The following is a 23,993-nucleotide window of genomic DNA, read 5'->3' as shown; positions in this document are numbered from 1 at the left end:
AAAGAAGGTAAAAATGAATACTGCAAATATTGAAGCCAATGTAAAAATTAATGGAATGACCTGTGCCAGCTGTGTGAACAGGATTGAATCACAAGTCAAAAAAGTCGAAGGTGTTATTGACGTAAATGTAAGTTTGGCAACTGAAACGGCAAAACTGACTTTAAGAGATAATACTTCCATTAAAGCTTCTTTATCAGCTATAGAAAAAAGCGGGTATGAAGTTGCTACAAAGGAAAAAGAATTTGCAGTGGAAGGTATGACCTGCGCTAGTTGCGTGAACCGTATTGAATCTGTATTGCTAAAAGAGCAAGGTGTGATCAGCGCTTCAGTCAATCTTGCTACCGAAAAAGCAAAGATAAAATATGTCGATGGCTTGCTTAATGAAGAAGATCTCATTCGAATAATTGCTAAAGCTGGATATAAAGCATCTAGGCCTAAAACTAATATCAATGAAGAAGTTGATGAAAAAGAAAAGTTATTAAAGAAAGAATTTTTTAAATTATTAATCGCGACCTTGCTTTCAGCTCCATTAGTTCTTCCGATGATTTTTGAGCCTTTCGGATATGATTTCATGCTTAAGGGATGGCCCCAATTAATTTTGGCGACACCTGTTCAATTTTGGCTTGGAGCTCGATTTTATAAAGCTGCATGGAAAGCCGTTAAAGCACGTTCTGGAAATATGGATTTGCTGGTTTCACTCGGTACATCTGCCGCTTATGGATTAAGCTTGTATCATTTATTTCTGTACGGGGAGCATGCCGGCCATGAAGGATTAGGACCACTTTACTTTGAAAGTTCAGCGGTTGTTATTACTTTGGTGCTTTTAGGAAAATATCTTGAATCAAAGGCCAAGCAACAAACATCGGCTGCAATAAAAGCACTACAATCGCTAAGACCGGATATCGCCAGAGTAAAACGTGGAATTAACAATGAAGTTGAAATGTCGATTGATGACTTAAATCTCGGAGACATCGTTGTCGTACGTCCGGGAGAAAAAATACCGGTTGATGGAATTATTATAGCGGGCTCAACACAAGTTGATGAATCATTTATTACAGGTGAAAGTTTACCCGTCGTAAAAAATATTAAAGACGCTGTCACTGGCGGCTCAGTCAATGTTGATGGACTAATTGAAATTGAAACATCAGCCCTAGGCGCGGAAACAACCCTCGCTAGAATTATCCGACTTGTAGAAAACGCTCAATCAGCGAAGGCCCCAATTCAACGTTTAGTTGATAAAGTAAGCGCGGTGTTTGTTCCAATCGTCATAGTTATAGCGTTACTGACTATTCTCGGGTGGGGATTGTACTCCGGCAATTGGGAGCAGGCGCTGATTAACGGAGTCGCTGTTTTAGTCATCGCATGTCCATGTGCTCTTGGATTGGCAACCCCAACATCAATCATGGTTGGGACAGGATTAGCCGCGAAGGTCGGAATTCTTATTAAAGATGCTGAAGCACTTGAAGTGGCCCATTCTGTAACTGTCGTAGCATTTGATAAGACTGGGACTTTAACGGTCGGAAAACCGGAGTTAGCGAAAATACTTACGCACGAAAAATCCGAATACGAGCTTGTAAGAATTGCTAGTTCAATTCAAAGTGGGAGTGAACACCCATTAGCAAAAGCCGTTATTGAAAAGGCGGCAATGATGAATTTAGCGTTTGATCCGAGTAATGATGTTAAAGCACTTGCTGGTAGAGGATTGGAAGGAACTGTTGATGGAGACAAACATATCATTGGAACTAAAAGATTAATGCAGGAAAAATCAATCGACGTTTCTATTTTTACTGATGCTGCAACTCTTTATGAACTTGATGGCCACACAGTTTCATACGTTGCGAATGAAAAACAAAATAAAGTTATAGGACTTCTGGCATTCTCAGATCAAATTAAGGGCACAGCTAGGGAGACAATCAGACAATTGAATGCGTTAAATATAAGAACAGTGATGATTACCGGTGACAATAGCGGAGCGGCCAAAAAAGTGGCCAACGCTTTAAATATTTCAGAATTTCGTGCAGAAGTTTTGCCACAAGATAAATCCAAAATTATCGAAGAGCTAAAAAGTACAGGTGAGATTGTCGCAATGGTTGGGGATGGCATCAATGATGCTCCGGCGTTGGCAGCTGCTCATGTCGGAATTGCAATGTCTACTGGTACTGACGTGGCAATGCATACTGCCGGAATAACACTTATGAGAGGTAACCCACTCCTTATTCCTGATGCCTTGGAGATTTCTAGAAGAACTTATCAAAAGATTAAGCAAAACCTGTTTTGGGCGTTTATTTACAATATAGTTGGTATCCCATTAGCGGCATTTGGATTATTAAGTCCAGTGATTGCAGGAGCGGCCATGGCCTTTAGTAGTGTCAGCGTAGTGACTAATGCACTGATGCTTAGAAACTGGAAACCAAAAAGTAAGTAGTAAGAAGGACATGTCGAAAGGATTGCAGTGTTACGATCTCTACATCATGTCTTTAGTTTCAGTTTGATCTCTAGCTAAAACTATTGTCAGTGATACAAATCAAAGCAAGTTGTCACGTTTTTGACTTAGCCAACGTATATAGAGTAATTTAGAGTAGAGCTTAAACAAGGAGAGGATTCGTGCGATCAAAAATTATCAAAAATACATTTCTAATGGCATTTTTAGTTACTGTTTTACCAACGAATCTTTATGCATTTCATACAATTACTGAAATTTTAAATAATAATAAACTCATAATTTGTAAAGATTATGATCAAGTGAAAACAGATCAAAAAGTTGAGGTCTATACAAGAAAATTTTCGAATAATAGGAGAGGTACAGAGCTTGAGAAAACTGAAGAATTCATTCTCCCTAAAGCAGGACAACAGATAACTCTTCATCACAACGAGCTTCATTCAACAAGTAAATTTTTCCCAACCACGCACACTGAGATCCTAGGGACAGCTACAGTTGTCAATACCAAAATCGCAGGAGAGGCGAGAGTCGTTAAACAAGTTTCAAAGAACAAGCGAGAGACTGTTGAAAGAAAGACTGAGATTATAACTGAACAAGACGAAGCAAAAATTTTAAAAAACTGCTTTGTTGCCGTGCTTGACAAGGAAATTAAACTTAAAGATGTAACGAGTATTTCATTCTAAAAGGTAAATAGCACAGGGAAGTGCTATTTATTACTAAAAATGTTGTATATTTCATCTGGCGAAAGTGAAATTTTTTCCATTGAGTTGATTTGATTACTCAATAATCTGACCGTGCAAAATTTTCCAGCAGGACACACTCCCATACATTCAGAAAATTGCAGTAAAGTTTTTGTAGATGAGTTAGCTAGCTTTAAAATTTTATTTATTTTGTCATTTGATCGATCATTGCCAAACTGTTCGCCGCAATCTTTACATAAAATTAATACATCCATAATCACCATCTTGTTCAAAAAAGAAATGATATCACATTTAGATATTGTTCTGAAGTGTATTTCTATAAAGTTGATATCGTAATTTTAAAAATCGAAGCTGAATTTAGCACCAACTATCATAGTGATAAGAGCTTAGACTTATTTTTTATATGGCTAAAGCATAAGAATTAGAGAATATGATTTAAATCATAAGTTTATAAATATATTTTAATTAGCATTTTCATCCTAGATCCCTGATAATCTCAATTGATTTTAAAGTAAGCATAAACTTAGGAGTTATTTATGAAAGCAAAATTATTGACAAGTATTTCAGCAATTACACTTATGGGATTGACCTCGATTTCAGTTCTTTCACAAGAAGTCGTTGATCAATCTCACCAAGATCATCATCCTGATTCAAAGACAATGCCTAACAAAAATATTGATATGAAAATGAATAGCAAAGAAATGAACGGTATGAAATTTGAAGGAAAAGATGGAGTAATGAATAAGGAAGAAATGACTAAAATGAACCTAATGATGAAAGATTGCATGAAAATTCATAATGATGCCAAAATGTGCGATCAAAAATTAATGAAAAAAGAAAAGAGTAAAAAAAATTAGGTCTCACAAGTCTTTCTGGTGAATTAAAAAGGTAGCACACAGAACTTTAGTAAATCATTTTTTATAACAATTTAGGAATATATCGATGAGGGAAATAAGTTAATAATAACTTGCTTGGCGTCTTTTCACATTGTCGATTAGTGCATGATCAAGCATTTATTCGAATCAGCTTTGTGATTTAATAATTTATTAGCGATCCAAGAGATAGAGGACAAAACCTACTGTCCAGAATATCGAGGGGACTAATAACATCCATTTAAAATCGGAGTGCAGTGAAAAATTAATAGCACTCATTAATAAAACAGACAATGCGCCAGATAAAGCGATGGCCCATGACGTACCTTTCAATCGTTGCGGTATAGCAATAGAAGCAAGAAAAAGAATGAGCACACCAGTACTCGCCATAAATCCGCCCATAACGATGAACACTTTTTTCAACCAACTCTCAAGACCAGGTAGAGCTGTCTGAATTTCAGTGAGGGACGCTCCCATGAAACGCGGGTCTTCCGGCAAAAGTGGAGGCCTGAAGGCAATAAAATAAAATCCCAGACCAACTAGCCAGACTCCGCTGGTACTAAACATCCATCTTGAGGCGTGGCATTTTTTTCTAACTACGTTCATGGTCTTAATGTCCTTGGTGGAGACTAAAGGTATCAAAGTTCTATGAATAATATAACTGCCGCTGGTTATACTTACATAGATTTTCCCATTAAAGTAAATCTGAAAACTGACTCTTTATGGTGGCAATGTTATCGATCGTGATGTGAAGGGTCTTCACTCCATTGAAGACAGGTAACACTCACTAAGGCGATTGTAATGCCCGCCCATTGAATCATTGTTACTCGTTCGTCGAAAATAAACAGACCCAATAAGAGAGATGTTGGTGGACCGAGCATTGTTAGAGCAGTAAGTGAAGTCACGTCGATTCTCTTTAAAAGCCAGTTCCAAATAAAAGATCCTCCGGCCGAACTAATGACGGCCAAATAGATTAAACTCCAAAGTGCTTTGTCTGTTGGTCTAAAATAATATGGTCTCTCGAAAATTATCGCGGCAACAACTAGTGGGATGGAGCCGAGAAGAAATTGCCAAGTAGTGAGAGTCAAGGCGTGCATTTGACCGCTCAATCGTTTGGCCACAAGACTACTGATAGCAAGTCCTACGGATGCAAGTAATGCGATCAGAGAGCCTCCTAGTGTGCCTACACCTTCACTTTTTCCAACGATGACAAGTAGAAGACCTAAAAATCCAATGCCTAGACACATCCATCGCCATAAAGTTTGTTTTTCATTCAGGAAAATAACGGCTAAAGGCGCGATTAAAATCGCCTGGGAGTTACCTAGAATACTTGCGATTACCGATCCTTCAATAGGTACACTTCCGAACATTCCCCACAAAGCTAAAGAAGTTCCCGTCAATGCACTGACTGCAAGCCACGGCCAAGTATTACTAGGAGGTTTTAAGCAACCTCCTAGCGTTGATAAGATCAATAAAACAATCCCTGCAAGAAGTGCACGGATCGCGGCGAATGTCAGTGGTTCATTACCAAGTGAAGATAATTTTATCGTGACGAAACAAGTGCTCCAAATCAGGACGACACCAATACCAAGTGATATGGTTGTAGCGCGCGATTGAAATCGTGCCTTCACCCTCACTCAGTCCAATCGTTTCAGATTGTCTTTAACTCCACCTAAATCGAGTGCTGGGTTAGGAGGTATTGTTAGGATATAATTTTTCATTTTTTGTGTACCGATCAAATTCCATTTTTTATTTTTTGAAAATCAAACAACCATATAATACTGAGCAAGATCAAGGCCATTTGGCATACTCCCTGCAGGTATGAAGTTCATTCGTGTTTATGTATCTACTTTATTTAAGACATGGATGATGTTGAGACAAAGTGCCTCAGTAGTGGGACTTTTTTGAGCAAGAAGATTTTTGATGAATTTAGAATATTAAAGGAACTCTCGTATGTGGCCAGATATTAGATAGGAGATGAAATGGAAATACATAAGCATGATCAAGGAGCAAATCAAAATTACGAATCCTGGTTTAAAAGGCATCGCTGGATAAGCTATGTAGCACTTGTCGTTATAGCCTATTATTTGCTCACAGAACATCGTGAGCATATCATTTCGTATCTTCCATATTTTATATTCGCATCCTGCCTTCTGATGCATGTTTTCATGCATGGTGGGCACCATCATCATAACAATAGACAAAAACCAACAGAGGAAAATAAATCATGAACCACTCGGCGGGATCAGCTTATGGGCTTTGGGGCATCGCCCTTATCAATGCACTTATTTTTATTTTCTTTGCTTTTGGTTTTTTTAAACCACATAGCAAGAGAGACTGGCGAACATTTAGTACATTCTCCGCTTTTATTGTTGCACTCTTTGCAGAGATGTATGGGTTTCCATTAACAATTTATCTTCTATCGGGATGGCTTTCCAAGCAATATCCACAAATCGATTTTTTCACTCACGATAGTGGGCACTTGCTACATACATTACTTGGTCTCAAAGGAGATCCTCACTTTAATATTCTCCATATCGTGAGCACTATATTCATCGTTGCAGGGTTTTGGCTTCTATCAACATCATGGCAGGTACTCTATAAGGCGCAAAAGGCAGGCACACTTGCCACGAACGGTCCCTATCAACATGTACGCCATCCACAATATGTTGGCTTCGTATTAGTTATGATTGGATTTTTATTTCAGTGGCCGACCTTGGTGACTCTAATTATGTTTCCTATCTTGGTTTGGACTTATGTTCGACTTTCTATTAGAGAAGAAAAGGACGTTGAGCTTGAGTTTGGAGATGCTTACAGAAAATATGCACAAGTGACTCCACGATTTTTTCCACATCTAGGAGAGCTCAAGGGATCACATAAAACCCTTGAGCCAAAACATTAACGAAGATTATATTCTTAAATCTTAGTGGATTTTAACCTCAACGCATTTACGATTACGGATACAGAGCTTAAACTCATTGCGGCCGCAGCTATCATGGGATTTAAAAGAATTCCAAAAAAAGGATAGAGAACACCGGCCGCGACGGGGACGCCAATAACGTTATATATAAAAGCAAAAAAAAGATTTTGTTTGATATTTTTAAGGGTGGATTCGCTCAATGAGCGGGCCCTGACTATTCCCATGAGATCTCCTTTTAACAAAGTCACTCCAGCACTATTCATCGCAACGTCAGTTCCTGTACCCATTGCAATGCCAACTTGAGCTTGTGCCAGTGCTGGTGCATCGTTGATTCCATCTCCGGCCATCGCTACAAACTTCCCTTCTTTCTGCATAGTTTTTATAATCTCAGCTTTCTTTTGAGGCAATACATCCGCGAAAAAAGAATCAACTCCAATTTTTCTCATAACTGCTTGTGCTGTTTTTGCATTATCTCCAGTAATCATAACAATTTTTATTCCAAGATCTTGGAGAGTTTTAATAGCAATTTGGCTGGTCTCTTTTATTGGGTCGATGACACCCAGAAACCCCGCAAATTTATTATCAATAGCTACGAACATAACTGTCTGGCCATCCTCTCGAAGTAAATCCATTTCTTTTTCAAAGTTTTGATAGTTAATAGAAAGATCTTCCATTAAGGCCTTATTTCCAACGGCAATTTTTTGATTACCTATTTGAGCGAGAAGTCCTTTACCGGTAATAGAAGAAAATCCCGTAACTTCAACAAGAGCAACTTTTTTTTCCATCGCTCCTGCCACGATGGCCGTTGCAAGTGGATGCTCACTTGCTTTTTCAAGACTAGCAGCAAGGGAAAGTAGTTCATTGTCGCTCAAAGTACCTACACTTTTAACTATAATCAGTTTTGGTTTTCCAACTGTCAGTGTTCCGGTTTTATCAACCACAAGAGTGTCAACTTTCCTCATTTGTTCAATGGCCTCTGCATTTTTGAAGAGAACTCCCATGCTTGCTCCACGTCCAGTTGCAACCATGATTGACATTGGTGTTGCAAGCCCCAGAGCGCAAGGGCATGCGATGATAAGTACTGCAACTGCATTAACAATGGCGTGTGCTAGTTTTGGATCAGGACCAACTAGGCCCCAAATAATTCCTGTAATAATTGCGATAAGGATAACAATTGGAACAAAGTATCCTGATACGGTGTCGGCGAGTTTTTGAATTGGTGCACGAGAGCGTTGTGCCTCTGAGACCATTTGAACAATTTGGGCAAGCAGAGTGTCCTTTCCAATTTTTTCTGCTTTCATTATGAAACTACCAGTGGCATTCATGGTAGCTCCCAACACTTTTGCACCAGGTGTTTTTTCTACTGGTACCGGCTCACCCGATACCATTGATTCATCGACAGATGATTGCCCGGATATAACAACACCGTCCACTGGAATTTTTTCTCCCGGCCTGACACGAAGCTGATCGTTAATAGCAACTTGCTCAAGAGGAATATCAACTTCCGCTCCATCACCATTAATTCGCCTTGCTGTTTTAGGTGAAAGTCCTAATAAAGATTTAATGGCAGCACTTGTCCGGTCTCGAGCTTTTAGTTCTAAAACTTGTCCAAGTAGGATAAGTGTAACGATCACTGCTGCTGCTTCAAAATAGAGTCCGACTTCTCCAGTCATGGAATCTTTAAATGAATCTGGAAAAATTTTAGGAAAAAAAACAGCAATTAAGCTATATCCATAGGCCACACCGGTTCCGAGTCCAATTAGAGTAAACATATTCAAACTTTTGTTTTTTAGAGACTGCCAAAATTTAACGAAGAAGGGCCATCCACCCCATAAAACGACAGGGGTAGCGAGAATAACTTCTATCCATTTCATATTTTGGATTAAACCAGCTTGATGAATAAAATGTCGTCCACCCATTGTTATAAAAAGAAGTGGCAAACTTAAAACAGCGCTGACGAAGAATCTTTTAAGCATCGAAAGATATTCTGTATTATCTTCCTCACCGTTTTGGATTTCTACTGGTTCGAGTACCATCCCACAGATAGGACAATTACCTGGGCCAACTTGGCGAATCTGGGAGTGCATGGGGCAAGTGTATTCTAAATTACTTTGTGAAACTGATTTATGGTGAATATGATTATGAGGTAGATGAGCTTCCATTTAAATTCCTAAATAAGTGCAAACTTGCAGTGATTTTTAATTTTATAGAATAATATTTATAAAACTATGATGTACATCACAATTTGCAACTAATAATTCAATAGTGAGATGCCATTGTTTTCTAATTATCCTTGAATAATGGAAACACAGAACTTCTTTATTTCATTCCTATTATTCAAAATTGCTAAAATTATTTTTTCATATTGTTCATCAAGTCTTTACATTTATTCATACTCATTCCTTTTTCACATTTCTCCATAATTTCTTTATGGCACATTTTATCGTCTTCTTGCTTTGCCATGCATTCTTTCATCATCGTATGCATTTTATTCATATCCATATTTTTGGTTTCCATTCCATTCATTTTATTCATTTTATTCATTTCTTTGTCAGCGGAAAATGTAATGGATGAGAACAGTATCGCAAGTGCAAAAGCAAGCTTCAAGTGTAGGTGGTTTAAATTTCCTATTTTCATTTTATCTCCAATTTTGATCCATTCATTAGGAAAGGATAGTTAGTGTTTCATATTTATTTCATTCGATGATTTCATCTCAGGTAATTTAATTGCAATATTGGATGATGAGGTAGCAGTCGGCGTATATCGTGAATAACTAATTCCATTAGGCTTGATCCCGGTAGGAGTAGATGCCACAATTTTGAGTGTTTTAAGATCAAGGATCGCAATCGTGTTTTCATACATGTTAGTGATGTATGCAAATCGACTTAAGGATTCAATCACAACACCGTGTGCTCCCTTGCCTGTATTTACAGTTTTTACAACAGTAAACGTTTTAATATCGACAATGCTAGTAGTTGTACTTGGGTTTTGTTCAGTTCCTTGATTGGCCACTAATATATATTTATTATTTGGACTAACAAAAACTTGAATTGGCCCTACACCTACAGCTACTTTTGCGATTGTTTTTTTACTAGAAACATCAATTTTTGCTAAAACATTCTCTGCATTTAATGAAACATATGCATACTTTCCATCAGGTGAAAACCCTACTTGCACGGGTTTTTTTCCAACTTCAATGTCAGCAATTTTTTTATTTGAAGCTGTTTCAATAACACTAATTGTTGTACCACTTGCATTCGCGACATAGATCCATTTGCCATCAGGACTAGTGCGCAATCCATGCGGTTGCTTACCAGTAGGGATTGTTGAAATTGCCTTCATTGTCCTTACATCGATTATCGAGACAGAATTATCTTCGCCGTTTGTCACGTAAACACTTTTTCCATCTGGTGAAATGATTATGTGTGCAGGCATTTTCCCTGTGGCCACAACTCCTTTGAGAGCATATGTCTTAACATCGACGGCGATTGCTAAGGCCTTATGACCACTGACTATCCAAACGGTTTTATTATCCGGTGAGACTTGCAGATTATGAGGGCTTTCAATTTCCGTAAGTGTAGTGAGTACTTTATTATTTCTAGCATTAATAATTGTTATACTATTGTCATCTTCGTTCGCTACCCACACGCTGCCTTCGATACTCTTATCATTTGCAAGCGCATTTACGATTGTGAATACAACTACAAAAATAATAAAGTTTTTTAGTTTTTGTATGACTAGTAAATTAATTTTCCTATATTTCATCACAGTATCTCCATATAAAAACAAAATTGTAAAATTGACTTTGTTGAATTGTAATTTGGTTTGCCAAGTAACTTCTTGGACTAAGACTTGCAATATTGAAACCAACAAAACTTAATATAGGAGATAATTATGCAAGTTCAACAAACGGAAACGAATTCAAAAAAACAAAAAAATCCTGAAATGGATCAATGTATTCAAAATTGTCTTAGTTGTTTTAAAATTTGCGAGGAAACATTAACAAGATGTTTTACGGAAATAGGGCATAAGGATTCTAATCATCTCGCACTATTGAAGTCATGCGCAGAAATTTGCAATACTTCGGCAAAGTTTATGATGCTGAATTCAAAGTTTCATTCAGATGTTTGTGGTGTGTGCTCTAAAGTTTGCACTGAATGTGCTGATAGTTGTGAAGCACTTGGCGATTCAAGCATGAAAGAATGTATTGAGGCTTGTCGAAAATGTGCAGATAGCTGTGCTGAGATGGCTAAAATGCCCCATTAATAATTTTTAAGCTAGGAAGGTAATACCTACCTAGCTTTGGTTTTTTACACTCTCTGCTTTGCAATTATTTTTCTAACTTAAGAGGGACGTTGTAAACAGCATCACGGGCCTTGTTATTATTTCTTACTGCACTAATTGAAATTTTATCAACATTCTTCAATCCCTCGCTAGGTTTCTCACAAACGAAGTAATCTTTTTCTTTAGTACAACTTACTTGGGTTGTCTTATTACCTTTATATGTGATCGTTACAGATGAGTTAGCTACAGTCGGATTCTTAAAACTCATATCGATTAAGTAGACATTCATTTGAAGGCCTTTATCAACTAATTCTGTATGAAAAGCACCAGGCATATTTATAAATCCTCCATGAGGACCATGTTTATTCATACCATGTGCAAATAAATTATTGGAAACGAGAAGAATAGAAAGAAATGTCACAATTTTGAATCTCATAGCGTATTCCTTTTAATATTGACACCCCAGGGGGGTATTGTAATGATTTCGATACCTTTATTAAGAATACGCACAGATGGAGAATTTTGTGACCAAATTGAAGAAAACTGTATCTAAATTAAGTCCAGCTAAAAAAGAGTGCCTGCATAAGCTCCATCCAGATCATAAAAAAGAGGCAGTTAGACTTAAGAGAGTCAATGGACAAATCACAGGCATTATAAAAATGATTGAAGATCGTAAATACTGCCCTGATATCTTAATTCAAGTAAGAGCAGCAAAGGCAGCACTCCAGGCCGTTGAGCAATCAATTTTAAAAACTCATCTAGACAGTTGTGTAAGTGAAGCTATTCATCATAAAGATGAAAATAAGGCCAAAGAAAAAATAAGCGAACTCATTCAACTTATCGAACGCCATAAATAATTAAGGATAATATGTTAAATTCAATTATTAAATTTTCTTTAAAGAATAGACTTGTCGTTGTTTTCTTATCAGTAGCAATTCTAATTTATGGTGGCTTCATCGTTGCTCACTTACCTGTAGACGTGTTTCCTGATTTAAACCGACCTTCAGTGAATATTATGACAGAGGCTGAAGGAATGGCCCCTGAAGAAGTAGAAACCTTAATTACACTTCCTTTAGAAAATGCACTAAACGGTCTTCCCGGTGTTAACCGAGTACGATCAACTTCAGGTGTAGGACTTTCAGTCATTTATGTCGAATTTGAGTGGGGGACTGATATTTTTAAGAATAGGCAACTTGTCTCTGAAAAATTGATTGAGGCAAAGGAGCATTTCCCATCAACTGTAACACCAGTGATGGGACCGATATCATCTATCATGGGTGAAATTCAGTTGATTGGACTGTCTCTGGATGTAGAATCAGGTGAAAAACTCACGCCCGTTGACTTAAGAACCTATGCTGATTGGGTTATAAAGCCGCGCTTATTAAGCATTGCAGGTGTCTCTCAAGTCATTTCCATCGGTGGTGGAGTCAAACAATATCAAATTAAAATTTCAGCGGATAAATTAAATTTTTACCAATTAAATTTAGATGATGTAGAAAAAAATCTTAATCAAATTAGTCAAAATACAACAGGTGGGTATTTAAATAAAGAAGGGCAAGAGTATTTAATAAGGAATTTGGCCAGAGCTGAAAATGTTGTAGACATAGAATTGACTGTTGTCGGAACTCACCTAGGAAAAAGTGTTCTTGTAAAAGATATTGCTAAGGTTGAAATTGATTCTCAAATCAAAAGAGGAGATGCAGGGATTAATGGAGGACCAGGGGTTATTCTAAGTATTGCCAAGCAACCGGGTGCTAGCACAATTGATTTAACTGAAAATATAGATACAGTTCTAAATAGTATTCAAAAAACTTTGCCAAAAGGAATTAAGCTTCATCCGCACTTATTTAAGCAGGCCGATTTTATTAAAAATTCAATTACAAATGTTGAAGAGGCATTAAGAGATGCAGGAATTTTTATTATTATCGTACTGATACTCTTTTTGATGAACGTAAGAACAACGATCATTACTTTGACTGCAATTCCATTATCTTTCGTGGTCACATTTATTGTTTTAAAGTTTTTTGGCCTTTCAATTAATACAATGACACTTGGTGGTTTGGCGATTGCCATTGGAGAGCTAGTTGATGATGCTATCATTGATGTTGAGAACGTTTTAAGGCGATTAAAAGAAAATAAAAATGCAGAACAAAAAAAGAATGTTCTGACAGTCATATATGAAGCCTCTTCAGAAGTTAGAAACTCTATTGTTTTTGCAACAGTCATTGTTGTTTTAGTAATGATTCCATTATTTTTCCTTGGCGGATTAGAAGGGCGATTATTCATTCCATTGGGGATTTCTTATATTGTTTCGCTAATAGCTTCACTATTTGTTTCTCTTACAGTTACTCCGGTATTATGTTCATTTTTTCTAGGGAAGTCGGATGTACTTGAAAAACCAGATGGCTTTTTAGTCAGATTTCTAAAAAAATATGATAGAAAAATTCTAGATAAAACACTTGATAGGCCATGGACTGTTTTATCTTCACTGGCCATTATGCTTCTCCTTTCACTTGCATTAGTGCCGCAACTTGGAAAAGATTTTCTTCCCAAGTTTAACGAAGGAACGGCAGTTGTCGGACTCCTTGCCCAACCTGGAATTTCATTAGAAGAATCAAATGCAATCGGACAAAGAGCAGAAAAATTAATTTTATCTGTGCCTGAAGTGAGTTCAGTTTCTCGTAGAACAGGGAGAGCAGAGCAAGATGAACATGCTGAAGGGGTTCATTCTTCAGAGCTGGATGTTGATTTTAAAAAGAAAGAAGATTCAAAAATAGCAATAAGAGAAAAAGAAGTAGTTTTAAATGATATCAGAGCGAAATTAAAAACAATTGATGGTGTCGTTTTTAACATCGGTCAACCAATATCGCATAGATTGGATCATTTACTTTCAGGAGTGAGAGCAGCTATCGCCATCAAAATTTACGGTCCAGATTTAAACACTTTAAGAAAAAAAGGATATGAGGTGAAAACTCTACTCGAAGATGTAAATGGATTGGTTGATTTGCAAGTTGAGCAACAAGTTTTAATACCTCAGATTAAAATTCAGCTTAAGCGTGATATGGCAAAAAAATATAATTTACCCGTAGGTGAAGTTACAGACGGGCTTGAGAAAGCATTAAAGGGGGAGGTTGTAGCTCAGCTATTTGATGGCAATAAATATTTTAATATCTTCATGCGTTTTGATGATGCTTCTCGTTCAGATATTCAAAAAATTGAAAATACGGTTATTAAAATTCTCCCAGACGGATCAAAAATTAGAGTCGCTCAAGTCGCAGAGGTCTATGAGGCCACAGGGCCTAACGTTATTAATCGTGAAAATGCTCAAAGGAGAATTGTTATTTCTGCTAACACGTCAAATGTAGATGTTGAAACAGTTGTAAGTGCAATTGAGATGAAATTAAAGAATCTTAAATTAAAAGAAGGATATTTTATAAACTACGATGGTCAACTTGAATCTCAAAAGAAAGGTATGCAGTTATTAATGCTTTTGAGTGCTTTAGCGGTAATAGGTGTCTTTGTAGTTTTATATATGCAATTCAAATCATCAATGATTGCACTACAGGTTATGATCAATATTCCTTTAGCTCTAATTGGAAGTATCATCGCTGTATATCTAACAGACAAAACCTTTTCGCTGGCCAGCTTAGTGGCCTTTGTAACTCTATGTGGGATTGCGAGTAGGAATGGTATTATGATGATTACTCACTATATTCATCTCGTGAAATATGAAGGGGAAACTTTCAATAAGGAAATGATTATTCGAGGTTCATTAGAAAGACTAGTGCCAGTACTTATGACGGCTTTAACTGCAATACTAGCTCTTATACCAATCATAATGGCACGTGGAGAGCCAGGAAAAGAAATCCTTTATCCATTATCAGTGGTGATTGTTGGCGGCCTACTTAGTTCAACACTATTGGATATCATTGTTACACCAGTTATTTTTTATAATTTCGGTAAAAAAGCTTTAGAAATAAACACACAAGGAGATTCAGATGAGTTTTAAAAAAATGGCATTAGTTACTATTTTAACTTTAACTACCTTATCGCTTTATGCACATGAAGGGCATGATGCTGGAATGGCCAAAAGTTTACATGGTGGTATTGTAAAGAAATCTAAAAATGTTTTTGTGGAAGTTGTTCAAGACGAAGGTATAGAGATATATATTACAGATCATGAGTATAAAAACTTGGTCTCACCCAAATTTCCAGTAACTGCTTATGCTGATGTTAAGGGAAAGAAAATACCTTTAAAACTTGAATCTCATGCAACAAATTTAACTGTGACAACTGATTTAAAAAAAGAGAAACATTTCAAGTTAAATGTAGTCGTTAAATTTAATGGCAAAGACGAGGAAGTTACTTTTCCTCTTGAGAACTAATACCTAAAAAGGAATACATATGATTATAGATTACGATCAAATTGCAAAGCTTGTTGAGTCTAACCTCGAAGTAAGAGTTAGGGAGGAGTCCGTTAAATCCTCCAAAGTACGCATTAGTTCTGTTGCATCGACATTTATTCCAGAAGTCTCTTTATATGCTCAAGGTGAAGACTCAGAATTGAAAAAAGTTCATGAGTCTCCGACAGCAGGTGTGTTTGCTAATCTTAATCTTTTTAATGGTTTTAGGGATGTTGAGAAAAATAAAATAAATAATCTTAGCTATGAGACCAATAAATTAGAATTTAAGAAATCATATAACGAAGATGTTTTCAGAGCTAAAAAATACTACCTTGAAGCTTTGAGAATTTTGGAAGACATAAAAATCTTAGCAGAGCATGAAAAAATTAATAAAAACAATAGAGAGCTTATATTAAAAAAAGTTGCAAGTGGGCTAAGTCCTAAATCAGAAGAGCTTATTTTTAAAAAGATAGAATTATCGTTAAAAGAGCAGAGAGTGAAAGAAGATAATGCCTTGAAAATTGTTTATAGCAATTTAAGAACCATTTTTTCTTTAGATCGGAATGAACAAATTGAAGTTGTAGGTGATTTAGATATCTCAAAGTTTAACTATAGAGTTCCTACTAAAAAAATCGATCTTGCGATTGTCGAATCGAATGAATCGCTTTTGAATGCTGAGAAAAAAGTGAGTGGATTATGGAGAATGCCTAGAGTAAACCTATACGCTGAAAAGTCTTTTACGAATCATGTAAATGGTGAATTTTTAGATGAGGGTGATGAAGAACAAGTGATAGGCTTAAGGGTAACACTTCCAATTTTTAGTGAAAAGAATGTTGACTCAATAGAAGATCAAACGAAAAAGATTGAATACCAAGCGGCAGTGCTGAAGAAGAAAAGCCAAATACGAGAGCTTGAATCAGCAGATGAAAAAATTGAAATTCAATTGGATCATTTAAAAAGCATGATTGAAATATCTAAAGGAAAAGTTGAACTTTCCAAGGAGATTATGGAGAAAACATTCTCTGAATTTAGACTTGGTTTAAAGGAAGCTCTTTCATTAAATGAAGCGACAGCTGATTATTTAGAGGCAAGAAAAGATCTCATTGAGCATAAAGTAGAGTATATTTTGAGTGTGGAAGAATCTAAAGTGAACTCAATAGATTAATTAATATAAGACTCAGGCCAGAAGGGGCAATTGAATAATATTTCATTGCCCCTCTTATAATTATTTCACAATAATTTTACCATTACTTTCTCTTCCACCGTGAACACCGCATTTAATTGTAAAAGTACCCGCCTTATCAAAGCGAATTATTTTGGTTACTGCTTTTCCACTATCGGCCATTATTGAAATACCGATTTGGGGAATACTCAGTAAAAACATTTTTCCAGCGGTTGCTTTTAAGTTAAGTTTAATAAATTGACCAGCAGGCACGTCAAAGTTTAAGGGAGTGCAGCTGCCATCATCTCTTCCTTCTAGTGTTAAAATTAATTTTGGCTCAAGTAATAGTTCTCGAATATTGGATGGAAGTTTTTCACCGCGATCATAGGCAGTTTTTCCTTGATTGTCTTTCAAACCTAACTTTGCATCACTTCCAACTAAGACGCGAATTAAGTTCGAGTCACGATTTTCTGCTGCGATCATGAGTGCTGTTGTCCCATTGTTATCTTGAATATTTAAATCAGCTTCAAGTAAGGCCATGTCTTTGACGATATCTTTGCGGCCAGATCTAACTGCTTTGTGTATAGCTGCTTCACCTGTTGTACTTTCTTGAGTATCAATATATGCGCCATTAGAGGCAAGTGAGTTGAAGAGATGACGACTCTTCACTGAGCGCCAAGAATCAGGATCTAGCTCGGTAGTTGCTGCGCAGGTAGAAAGGTTGTCTGCTACAGACATCATAAGTGGAGTGCAGCCATCGGTATCTGTTGCATTGATATCAGCTTCACATCCTAAAGCTTGCTCAACCAAATCAGGTTGCTTCTTTTGTGAGGCAGAAAATAAAATATTTTGAATTTCATCTGTCGATTTTCCTGTACAAAAATCTTCGTAATCATTTTTTCCTAATACCTGACATTTAATTGTTTTAGTTTCCGTTTTAAGTGGTTGGCGAACGAGATCCCATCTTTTACATTTATGCTTTTTTACAAATTCATCGTTTTCATCTCTTGGGATGGTAGGAGATTCATATTTGTCGCAAAAGAACTTTTTTGCATACTTATATTGACGAATAACCAATTTACCTTTGATTGTTTGTTTTTGTGTGATTCCTGATCCATTTGGAAATGTAAGCCTAAAACCCTCAATTGGGCCATCGTCTTTCTCTGGTCCATCAAATCCAGGTTCTATATTGCTTTTGTAAACGAGACCAGGTCCTAACGATAATGGATAAGCTCTAAAGTAGGTGTCTGGTATTTGTGGACGTCGAACAATATTTTCAACTGTGTAGTTTGAAGAATTTGTTTTTTCAAGTGGCCTCATTTCTAATTGGACTAAATTGTCTTCGCTTTGACATAGGAAAATAGGAGATGCTTTTGCGCTATTGGCCAGAGTACCAATAAATAGGATTGATAAGAGAGTAATAATTTTCATAAATTTTCCTAAGCTAAAAAGTTGTATTATCTTAAGTGAAACACAAGGCCTCTGTAGAAATTTAAAGATCTTTCTTTTTCAAAAGCGATATTGCATTTTTTTTCTTCATTGCTCCATAAATCAAGTAATTCATAGCCGATTGATTCTAGGCCTTGAATAAAGTCATCTTCATTTCTAATGTAATAGGGACAAAATGAAGTTCCAATGCTCTGAAGTGTTATCGTGCTGAGAGAATTGTGCAAAGGGAGCATGTTGATAATTAATATTTTAGGACGTTTTTTTAATCCACTGAGTTTATTATGAAGTTCCCAATCTAAATATTGAAGAGATCCACTTGCGAGAAAAAGATCTTGATCTTCTAAATCTTGAATATCTGTAACAAAATTTAAATCTTTAGCGTTTTTTTGCTCTGAGTAGATTCTGCCTTCTTCAACTACACTCTGAACGTCACACACTGTCCAGTTCTCGATATTAGTAAAATCTAGAATTTTTGAAAATGAATAGTAGTGAATTCCGATATGCCCACCAAAATCAAAAACTTTCTTAATATCTAATTTAAATTTATCCATCCAAAATAAAACGGGATAATCAGTGGAGTATATCTTACGAGTTCTTTCTTTATAAAGTCCGGCTGCTTCTGTATTGTCGTAACCAACAGGTTTTGTTTTTGGAGATGAAAGTCTGGCTTCCTCAAATGATCTGTAAACACCTCTAAAGTAATTAACATTGATATCTGAGGAAAACTTGCTCTCAAAGAGTATTTTTCTTAAGTCTAAAATAATAGGTAAGCTTTTCAAATTCTGTAACATTTTTAATTCTCCAATCGTAATATTGTTTAAAGATAGAAATGGACTAAAAGTGAATAAAGATCAGATTTTGTTTTTAAATTAATGATTTCTTCTTTTTGCCAAGCCGTAATAATTTCAAAGTGTGGACGTGGAAAAAGTTGCAGACCACTGCCATAAGCTGATTTCTTAGAACTGACTGAGCGTGGATTTAAATTACTTAAATCATAATTTAAAAAACCAATAATACCTTTTACTGGTTCATAATTAACTTTATTTGAAGTAACAAAACCATCTTGTTTTTGGTTGAGACTTTTTATTGTTTTATTTTGTAGGTCGAACTCATGCATTGAGAAGAATTGAGGATGATAAGAAAAAATCCCCCATATCCCGTAGACATTTCTTCGTGATAGATTATCTGCCCCATTATAAAGGCTGAGTCCTAGCTTTTGCTTGTCGTAAAGAAAGTAACTTGCTGATAGTGAGATTCCTTTCTCTTTTGCTAATGAAAATTTATCTTTAAAGTTGCCTTTAAAGGCAGTTGCAAAAAGATTTAGAGCTTCTCCCTGATATGAATATTCAAAATTATAAGACTCCGAATCAAATCCAAAGTTTAAAAGGCGGCGGACATAAAGCTGGTGGTTGGGATCATTTAGACCATAAAATTTGAGAAATTTTCCGGCCCTTAGTTGATGATTTGACGTTATTCTATAAATTCCATAATGTCTGCGACTGAAAAGTCTGGAATCGCTATCAAGACCTTTTCTGATTTCCTGCCTTCCTATAGATCCAACTACTGCCCAATCGGGGGCATTATAAGCTATATCAGCGTCAGCTTGCATAAGAATAGCTCTTGCTTCGTCGGCCTGATCGTCTTTTCTATAGGCCTGTAATCCGCGGATATAGGCGCCAACTAAAATTTGATCACTTTTCGAAATTTTTGGAAAAGCATTATAAGCAAAATACTGTTCTTGTTTTGCCCCCCAGGTGCTAAGGGCAGCCTTTGACAATTCTCGGCCATATGGAGTCAATAATCCTCCGCCAGAAGGACTTAAGTGGCATGTCGTACAGTTTACGTATCCATGTCTTGAAAGTTCACTGTAAGAAAAAGCTTTTGGCGTAAATAGAATAAATATTGAGAAAGTTAAAAATTTCATTATTTAATACTTACTACCATTGGCAGTTTCACAATAATGCTGACATTTTCAGCAACTGTTATGCCTGCAAAAGAAGGTATGTTGATTAGGTAATCAGAAAGCTTAATTTGTAATTCTGAAATGGTATTTATAGATAAATCTTTTTTAAAAGGAGGAAATAAAATTTTTCCAGCTACTGATTTTTTTACATTGTGAAGAGTTAGTTCACCTGAAAAATCGAGTCTAAGTTCTTTACTATTTTTCCAGTATTCTATTGGAATATTTAAGTTTTGAATTTCTAGTTGAGCAAATTTATTTTCAGCTTTGTCCGTTTGAAGGTAATTCTCCTTCATGTGCTCATCTCGCATTTCCATGCCAGTTTCAAATGAATTAAGATCAACCTTTAATATTGCTTGAAGCTTGTTGTTTTCAATTTTTATATCTCCATCAACTTTAGCCTTTTCTCCTTTAATCTTTATGGCACTTGGACTTCCCGTTGCTAAAAACTCCACAGTCGAATTTTTTGTATCAACTGTTATTTTCTCTGCTTGTGCTAGCAAAGTCGTTGAATATATCAAGGCTATACAAATACAGGTTGATTTTAAATGCTTCATTTTTTTAATCCTTTGCGCCTTTGGCGATCCAATCTTTAACAATTTCTATTTCTTCTGGTTTTAGTGCCGCAAATCCTGACTTAGGTGGCGGCATTAGCTTTCTCGCTGCTGGTAATGTGACAAGTACAAGCCCACTTTCATCGGGCTCGCCTGGGACAATGATCCCATAAGGCGAGTCAATCATTTCTTCTGGGCTGTTAAGAGTAACTCTTTCTGCCTCGTTGCCAGGCGAATGACAGATTAAACATTTTTTTTGTAAAATATTCTGTTGAATAGATTTAAATGTAGGTTTTAATGGTTCTGTTTGAACTGGTGGTTGCGTGCTTCCATCTAACGCCGTTTCAGGGCCTCCTGCTTGTATCCAGGTGGCCAGTAGAATTAAATCTGCTTCTGTAAGCTTTGGGTAAGGTGATTTTGGCATTGATCGATCTTTTATAGTGCTTTGCTTGATTTTTTCAAGATGACCTAGAACTGATGAATAAGATTCAAGATTCACACCACCAGAGTCACCGTGACATGATATGCATTTTTGAGAAAAAACCTGCTGATTGACCATTTGATATGAAACTTTTTCCAGCATGGCCGGGTTAAATATAACTTCGAAATTAGTTTTCTTTTCATTTCGATAGCTGCAACTATAGAGACCTAAAAAAATCCCATAGATGAAAATTAATTTAAGTCTCTCGCGAATCATAATAAGCCTATTCGTTAACAATATTAGTAAACTCTACTGAACCATTTTCATTTAGATTAACTTCAAGTTTTTGTGTTGTTGCAGTTGAAGTCATTTCAATTCTAGCTACTTTAATTCCTTGAGCGTTCGAAACTTGCATTAAAGTAAGAGATTTTAGACCGACCTGAAATGGCCTTAATTCAATATGCTCTGAAGTATGTTCTTCAACGTAGTGAAGTGATTGCTCAATTAAAGAAATAGCATCTTTATCACCCCATTCAGGAGTTGAGTCAGATTCAGTTCCTTCCTTAATAACTTGAGTAATTGCTTTTCCGTTAGCATCCATCATCATTTCAACTTTTTTCGTTGTACCATCGGCCCCAGCGTACTGTGCAGCAGTAACTTGAAATGATGGATCAGTTGGTTTTGCTGGACTAAGAATTACAAGATCTAGAGTTTTTAATTTTTTAAGAAATGATTCATCAACTTTTCCTAGAGTAATTAAGCGCTCAAGGCGGTGACAGCCTAGCTCTACGACTTTTGCATTTCCAACTGCAGCAAAAGATGTAGATGTAGCAAAAGCCGAAACAGCAAGGGAAAGAAGGATTTTTTTTAAATTTTTCATGTTTGCTCCTATTTAGTTTATTAATTTTGAATCTGATTCGAATGAAAAAAATCAATTATTTGTTAATTATTCTGACTACAGTTTATTGTTTTAAATGCTTCTGGATCTTGTGCCATACGTCCCATGCGAAGTGCTTCTCCTCTTAATTTTCCCAATGGAACTTTATCTGAAGTGATCATGTCAGAGACAATGTCATGTAACATATGATTATTATCAAATGCCGCAGGAATTTTAGGAAAAAGTTTTGCAAATGTTGGAGCTTCAACTGCTGTTTCAGGCATCATGTCGAAATCGGCAGAGTCGGGAAGATTAGAGATCAATTGTTTGAATTGTGCTACTGTATTTGCCACAGATACATCTCTTTCCATCTTTGTAGGTAGCAAAAGATCTTCATACAATCTAATTTGAAACCAATGATAGCTCCAGATTAAAAGATTGAAACTTGGAAATGTCCTTCTAAAAGATTTTGAAAAATAATGTCCATCCATGAACAACATTGACTTACATTCATCTGTTATAAGGATTGGTTTATTAGATTTATATTTTTCATAAATTTGATTAACTCTTTCAATCATTTTAGGTCCGCGATCTTCCGAAGTCGCAAGTACGTCCAAAACAAACTGATGAAGCATGTGTGACCAGTCAAATAAATTAATGATCAAAGGGAATTTATACACATAGCTTGGAGCGATATCTGCTTCATCAACTTTTATATATGGTGGATTTTCTAGGATACTAAAAATTTTCGACAATAACTCTTTTTCTAATTCTTTAGGATTGGTAATATTTCCTTTCTTTAGAATTAGAGTCTCGTAAACAAGCGCATGGCCATAATCAAATGCAAAAAGTAATCTTTGAGCTTCTGGATATACCTCACCTAATCTATAGGCTTCTGGTGGAGAAGGGTGCCAAACAACTTCTGCATTCAGAACATGCGAAAATAAAAAAAACAAAACAAAGAATATCTTTTTCATATAAGTCCTATTTAACAAGAACAGAATGAAATTCATTCCATCTATAACGAATTTTTGATTCAACTGGTAACATTATTGTGGGGTCTTTTATTTCAAAATAGAGATACGTATCCCAAGCTTCTTCTTTGCCACCAGTAGTTGGAAATCCTGGGTTAATAGGGCCAACACAAGAATAGTCATTAGCAACTAGATAGACTTTCATAATAAATTGAGGGAAACGTGGGTCAATATTTCCTGAGTTACGATTATCTTGACCGCTTATAAAAATACAAGTTAATGGAATTTCCTCACCATTGATCATTGCGTGTGAACCATCTTTTAGCATAACTCTATCCCAAAATTGACGATAAAATTTTGTAGGTTCATTTCCCAAGGGGAGATCACCAATTACAGGGTTTTTATAGACGGGATCAGCAAACTCTAGTTGATATGAATAAGATTGATCTGTGCCAATCATGGGAACTTTAAATTCAGCTGTGTTTCTAATCTTTAAGGTCAAATCACGATAAAATTGAAGCTCATTTTGAGTTATGTTTGGTGCGACCTCTGAATAAACATTTGAGGTTGTTATGACGAGTAAAAATAAGAAAATTCTGTAACTTAATTTCATAATTTAACCTTTTGATTTTGAGCCATAAACAAGTTTATTGATTTCATTAATTTTTTCTTGAATTTCATTTGAATTATTTGAAGCGAAGGCTTCTTGGACACAACTTTTCAAATGGGCTTCAAAAATAGCAGATTCAATAGTTTTTACCCCAGCACTTATTGCTTTCAGCTGATTAATAATATCTATGCAATAGCGCCCTTCTTTAATCATTTTCTCTATACCGTCAACTTGACCTCTGACACGCGCCAGCTGCTTAAGATGATTAGTGTGATCAGGGTGTGCATGATGATTATGCATTTCTTTACTACTCTTTTTAGTGATAACTTTTTTCTTACTCATTATTATTGTCTCTCTTATTAATAT

The 23,993-nt window shown here is 36.0% G+C and carries 26 protein-coding genes; 10 read left to right on the top strand and 16 right to left on the bottom strand.

Annotation, left to right across the window (positions count from 1 at the left end; genetic code table 11):
- The first annotated feature begins 13 nt into the window (after positions 1-13).
- Both SHI21_RS19790 and SHI21_RS19785 read left to right on the top strand, forming a co-directional pair.
- The gene (locus SHI21_RS19790) at positions 14-2,425 is read left to right on the top strand and encodes a heavy metal translocating P-type ATPase (RefSeq protein ID WP_323578906.1); all 2,412 of its coding nucleotides are present in this window, start codon (positions 14-16) and stop codon (positions 2,423-2,425) included.
- Positions 2,426-2,604: 179 nt separating this feature from the next.
- A complete protein-coding gene (locus tag SHI21_RS19785) occupies positions 2,605-3,123 on the top strand; it encodes a hypothetical protein (protein ID WP_323578905.1) in 519 nt (172 codons plus the stop codon).
- A gap of 23 nt (positions 3,124-3,146) precedes the next feature.
- On the opposite strand, the gene SHI21_RS19780 is transcribed toward SHI21_RS19785, so the two are convergent.
- Positions 3,147-3,395, bottom strand: a complete 249-nt coding sequence (locus tag SHI21_RS19780) for a hypothetical protein (protein WP_323578903.1) — start codon at positions 3,393-3,395, stop codon at positions 3,147-3,149.
- A 282-nt stretch (positions 3,396-3,677) separates the two neighbouring features.
- Here SHI21_RS19780 and SHI21_RS19775 point away from each other — a divergent pair, with 282 nt between their 5' ends.
- A complete protein-coding gene (locus SHI21_RS19775) occupies positions 3,678-3,998 on the top strand; it encodes a hypothetical protein (RefSeq protein ID WP_323578901.1) in 321 nt (106 codons plus the stop codon).
- Between the two features lie 189 nt (positions 3,999-4,187).
- Here SHI21_RS19775 and SHI21_RS19770 read toward each other — a convergent pair whose 3' ends face one another.
- Entirely contained in the window at positions 4,188-4,619 is a 432-nt protein-coding gene (locus tag SHI21_RS19770; protein ID WP_323578900.1) for a hypothetical protein, read from the bottom strand.
- A 128-nt stretch (positions 4,620-4,747) separates the two neighbouring features.
- The gene (locus SHI21_RS19765; protein WP_323578899.1) at positions 4,748-5,644 is read right to left on the bottom strand and encodes a DMT family transporter; all 897 of its coding nucleotides are present in this window, start codon (positions 5,642-5,644) and stop codon (positions 4,748-4,750) included.
- Positions 5,645-5,995: 351 nt separating this feature from the next.
- Between SHI21_RS19765 and SHI21_RS20720 the strand changes: the two genes are divergently transcribed.
- Positions 5,996-6,244, top strand: coding sequence for a DUF2933 domain-containing protein (locus SHI21_RS20720; protein ID WP_410198836.1), 249 nt, complete (start codon positions 5,996-5,998; stop codon positions 6,242-6,244).
- Positions 6,241-6,915 (top strand): methyltransferase family protein, encoded by a 675-nt coding sequence (locus SHI21_RS19760; RefSeq protein WP_323578897.1) that lies wholly within the window; start codon positions 6,241-6,243, stop codon positions 6,913-6,915. The genes SHI21_RS20720 and SHI21_RS19760 overlap by 4 nt, the downstream gene beginning before the upstream one ends.
- Before the next feature lie 14 nt (positions 6,916-6,929).
- Here the strand turns inward: SHI21_RS19760 and SHI21_RS19755 are convergent, their stop codons facing one another.
- The 3 genes from SHI21_RS19755 to SHI21_RS19745 all read right to left on the bottom strand — a co-directional run bounded on the left by SHI21_RS19755 (position 6,930) and on the right by SHI21_RS19745 (position 10,698).
- Positions 6,930-9,095 (bottom strand): copper-transporting P-type ATPase, encoded by a 2,166-nt coding sequence (locus SHI21_RS19755; protein ID WP_323578895.1) that lies wholly within the window; start codon positions 9,093-9,095, stop codon positions 6,930-6,932.
- Between the two features lie 190 nt (positions 9,096-9,285).
- On the bottom strand, positions 9,286-9,570 hold the full coding sequence (locus SHI21_RS19750; RefSeq protein ID WP_323578894.1) for a hypothetical protein: 285 nt from the start codon (positions 9,568-9,570) through the stop codon (positions 9,286-9,288).
- A gap of 39 nt (positions 9,571-9,609) precedes the next feature.
- The gene (locus SHI21_RS19745) at positions 9,610-10,698 is read right to left on the bottom strand and encodes a YVTN family beta-propeller repeat protein (RefSeq protein ID WP_323578893.1); all 1,089 of its coding nucleotides are present in this window, start codon (positions 10,696-10,698) and stop codon (positions 9,610-9,612) included.
- Between the two features lie 129 nt (positions 10,699-10,827).
- On the opposite strand from SHI21_RS19745, the gene SHI21_RS19740 reads away from it, so the two are divergent.
- Positions 10,828-11,199, top strand: coding sequence for a four-helix bundle copper-binding protein (locus tag SHI21_RS19740; RefSeq protein WP_323578892.1), 372 nt, complete (start codon positions 10,828-10,830; stop codon positions 11,197-11,199).
- A gap of 64 nt (positions 11,200-11,263) precedes the next feature.
- Here the strand turns inward: SHI21_RS19740 and SHI21_RS19735 are convergent, their stop codons facing one another.
- On the bottom strand, positions 11,264-11,653 hold the full coding sequence (locus SHI21_RS19735; RefSeq protein ID WP_323578891.1) for a hypothetical protein: 390 nt from the start codon (positions 11,651-11,653) through the stop codon (positions 11,264-11,266).
- Between the two features lie 88 nt (positions 11,654-11,741).
- Here SHI21_RS19735 and SHI21_RS19730 point away from each other — a divergent pair, with 88 nt between their 5' ends.
- The 4 genes from SHI21_RS19730 to SHI21_RS19715 are packed head-to-tail and all read left to right on the top strand — an operon-like array spanning position 11,742 to position 16,785.
- Positions 11,742-12,074, top strand: a complete 333-nt coding sequence (locus tag SHI21_RS19730) for a metal-sensitive transcriptional regulator (RefSeq protein ID WP_323578890.1) — start codon at positions 11,742-11,744, stop codon at positions 12,072-12,074.
- Between the two features lie 11 nt (positions 12,075-12,085).
- Positions 12,086-15,226 (top strand): efflux RND transporter permease subunit, encoded by a 3,141-nt coding sequence (locus tag SHI21_RS19725; RefSeq protein WP_323578889.1) that lies wholly within the window; start codon positions 12,086-12,088, stop codon positions 15,224-15,226.
- Positions 15,216-15,602, top strand: a complete 387-nt coding sequence (locus tag SHI21_RS19720; RefSeq protein ID WP_323578888.1) for a hypothetical protein — start codon at positions 15,216-15,218, stop codon at positions 15,600-15,602. The genes SHI21_RS19725 and SHI21_RS19720 overlap by 11 nt, the downstream gene beginning before the upstream one ends.
- 19 nt (positions 15,603-15,621) lie before the next feature.
- The gene (locus tag SHI21_RS19715; RefSeq protein WP_323578886.1) at positions 15,622-16,785 is read left to right on the top strand and encodes a TolC family protein; all 1,164 of its coding nucleotides are present in this window, start codon (positions 15,622-15,624) and stop codon (positions 16,783-16,785) included.
- 60 nt (positions 16,786-16,845) lie between these two features.
- Here the strand turns inward: SHI21_RS19715 and SHI21_RS19710 are convergent, their stop codons facing one another.
- From SHI21_RS19710 to SHI21_RS19670, 9 genes are all read right to left on the bottom strand, one after another.
- The gene (locus SHI21_RS19710; protein ID WP_323578885.1) at positions 16,846-18,213 is read right to left on the bottom strand and encodes an ankyrin repeat domain-containing protein; all 1,368 of its coding nucleotides are present in this window, start codon (positions 18,211-18,213) and stop codon (positions 16,846-16,848) included.
- Positions 18,214-18,239: 26 nt separating this feature from the next.
- A complete protein-coding gene (locus SHI21_RS19705; protein ID WP_323578884.1) occupies positions 18,240-19,022 on the bottom strand; it encodes a methyltransferase, TIGR04325 family in 783 nt (260 codons plus the stop codon).
- A 26-nt stretch (positions 19,023-19,048) separates the two neighbouring features.
- Positions 19,049-20,155, bottom strand: a complete 1,107-nt coding sequence (locus SHI21_RS19700) for a hypothetical protein (RefSeq protein ID WP_323578883.1) — start codon at positions 20,153-20,155, stop codon at positions 19,049-19,051.
- The gene (locus SHI21_RS19695; RefSeq protein WP_323578882.1) at positions 20,155-20,748 is read right to left on the bottom strand and encodes a YceI family protein; all 594 of its coding nucleotides are present in this window, start codon (positions 20,746-20,748) and stop codon (positions 20,155-20,157) included. Before SHI21_RS19695 ends, SHI21_RS19700 begins: the two co-directional genes overlap by 1 nt.
- A gap of 4 nt (positions 20,749-20,752) precedes the next feature.
- Positions 20,753-21,442, bottom strand: coding sequence for a c-type cytochrome domain-containing protein (locus SHI21_RS19690; RefSeq protein WP_323578880.1), 690 nt, complete (start codon positions 21,440-21,442; stop codon positions 20,753-20,755).
- Positions 21,443-21,449: 7 nt separating this feature from the next.
- Positions 21,450-22,046, bottom strand: a complete 597-nt coding sequence (locus SHI21_RS19685; RefSeq protein ID WP_323578879.1) for a hypothetical protein — start codon at positions 22,044-22,046, stop codon at positions 21,450-21,452.
- 62 nt (positions 22,047-22,108) lie between these two features.
- On the bottom strand, positions 22,109-23,020 hold the full coding sequence (locus tag SHI21_RS19680) for a hypothetical protein (protein WP_323578878.1): 912 nt from the start codon (positions 23,018-23,020) through the stop codon (positions 22,109-22,111).
- Positions 23,021-23,027: 7 nt separating this feature from the next.
- Positions 23,028-23,630 carry a hypothetical protein gene (locus tag SHI21_RS19675; protein WP_323578876.1) on the bottom strand — a complete coding sequence of 201 codons (603 nt, stop codon included), beginning with the start codon at positions 23,628-23,630 and terminating at the stop codon, positions 23,028-23,030.
- 3 nt (positions 23,631-23,633) lie between these two features.
- Positions 23,634-23,969, bottom strand: a complete 336-nt coding sequence (locus SHI21_RS19670; protein WP_323578875.1) for a metal-sensitive transcriptional regulator — start codon at positions 23,967-23,969, stop codon at positions 23,634-23,636.
- Positions 23,970-23,993: the final 24 nt, after the last annotated feature.

It is taken from the genome of Bacteriovorax sp. PP10 (genome assembly GCF_035013165.1).
Taxonomy (GTDB): Bacteria; Bdellovibrionota; Bacteriovoracia; order Bacteriovoracales; family Bacteriovoracaceae; genus Bacteriovorax; species Bacteriovorax antarcticus.
The sequence above is the reverse complement of the archived record's forward strand: the minus strand, read 5'-3'. Positions and strand labels throughout refer to the sequence as shown.